Genomic DNA, 1199 nt, shown 5'->3' with positions numbered 1-1199 from the left:
AGATACACTACACATACCTGTGTAAACGTCAGTACAATTGAATATATTATCGTTAATTTATTAAGAGTGGATCCTTTTTGGTCAGCTATTAACAAGGTTCTCCTATATGCCAAGAAATAAGACAGCATTGCATCAATTAATAAAATCAAAAATATTATTCTAATATAGGAAGCAGTATAACTAGTCTCGACTATTTTATTCGTGAATGGTAATACTATCAATCCTATAACTAATACTGCAAGCGCAACATATTTATAAAACTTCGCATAAAGATTAATGATAGCTTTTACTTGATCTTGATTATTTTCACTTAATGGTTTATATAAGCTGTAGGAAATTGCAATACCAATCCCCATTTCCACTAGGCCTAACATGGATATTATATTTGTTAAAACACCATGTATCCCTAGAACCTCAACACCCATATAATCCAAAAAAACTTTTCTGGAAAAAATATTCAGTCCAATTGCAACAAATTGCAACAAAATTCCAGTGTATATATTTTTCAGTGAATTATTAACTCTCATCTTTATCCCCTTGTATTTTGTTTGATTAATGGCAAACTTTCAGGGGATGCTATAATACCCAAATATTGTTCATAACAATTTGGCAAATGCCCCATATCAAGAGCTTGAAAACCTTCTATACATAGATCAAAAGCTAAAACTGTAGCAGTTGGACCTGCAGCAATTAGAAATAGACTATCCTTATTTTCTATGAGGCATTTCTTGAGAATATCCTCATAGTCTTCAAATGCATTAGTAGGTGAAACGAGAATTGACTTTTTACTAATAACGTTATTAAACAATGGACTCTCAGTATCAAATCTCCCCCCCCTTCCGTAAACAAACACAACTTCCCTCGAATGCCATATTTTCCTAATAGCATCAATGTCGTTTTCGTAAAAAACAGCATCTCTCGAAACAAAGGAATTTCCATACATAGTTTTCACTAAAAGAGGGCCAATTTTGTCGTATTTTTTCAACCAATACCACTCCCAAAAAGAGAGTTTCCCAAAAAAGTTTTTTATATTATTATATTTTGAATTGAATGGTGGAATGCAAACAACAATATTTTCCTTACCGTTATAACTTAAGATTTCTTTTAAGCGAGTGGTTAGTTTATCACTAGGCTTTTGATATGGGGCATTTGCCAAATTGTTATGAACAATATTTGGGTATTATAGCATCCCCTGAAAG

Annotated in this window: 2 protein-coding genes; both read right to left on the bottom strand. The window is 32.1% G+C overall.

Annotated features, from left to right (window positions below):
- On the bottom strand, positions 1 to 527 hold a 527-nt coding region (locus tag A3849_RS31950; RefSeq protein ID WP_483874383.1), incomplete at its 3' end, for a polysaccharide biosynthesis protein.
- A 2-nt stretch (positions 528 to 529) separates the two neighbouring features.
- Positions 530 to 1156 (bottom strand): GT-D fold domain-containing glycosyltransferase, encoded by a 627-nt coding sequence (locus tag A3849_RS31945; protein WP_074115057.1) that lies wholly within the window; start codon positions 1154 to 1156, stop codon positions 530 to 532.
- Positions 1157 to 1199: the final 43 nt, after the last annotated feature.

Origin of the sequence: Paenibacillus sp. P46E, from assembly GCF_001909095.1 — a bacterium.
Lineage (GTDB): Bacteria > Bacillota > Bacilli > Paenibacillales > Paenibacillaceae > Paenibacillus_AQ > Paenibacillus_AQ helianthi.
This window is presented reverse-complemented; position numbering and strand designations above follow the sequence as displayed.